Below are 516 nucleotides of genomic sequence, written 5' to 3'. Positions count from 1 at the left end.
TTATAATATTAACTGTTTATGTGTAAGTAATAATATGAATGCCTATAGAACAGCATATGGAATATCATGCAGGGTAAAATACAATTCAATTTATATTTCAGGGGCAAAAAGCTTTGTGCGATATTCCAAAGAAGAAAATGAAGGAAAATTAGTTTGTCAAACCCTTGTTAATGCCTTTATGAAGATTGATGAATCTCCATTTAAATTTATCTGCGGAATGGGAATGAGTATTGGACATTTCATATCTGGAACTGTTAAGCAACTATGCAATGGAAAAAATCCTAATCGATATTTACAAATGGAACCTTTCCCTTTTACCAGTAATGAAGCAAATGAAAAGCATAGAAAAAGCATTGTAAGCAAAGCCAGTATTTTTATATTTATTTTTGGCGACTATAGTGGAAATGAGGACGAAATTGAAAAAAGTGGAATGTGGAATGAGTATTTATATGCAAAAAATGATAAGAATGGTATTCTTATTCCATTGCCATGCGGTAGACTATCTATATCAAATTG

1 protein-coding gene is annotated in these 516 nt (G+C 30.8%); it reads left to right on the top strand.

Annotated features, from left to right (window positions below):
* Positions 1–34 precede the first annotated feature (34 nt).
* The coding region (locus ACYVRH_RS14430; RefSeq protein WP_461257562.1) for a hypothetical protein at positions 35–516 on the top strand (482 nt) is incomplete at its 3' end.

This window comes from Treponema sp. R80B11-R83G3, assembly GCF_054786115.1.
This window is presented reverse-complemented; position numbering and strand designations above follow the sequence as displayed.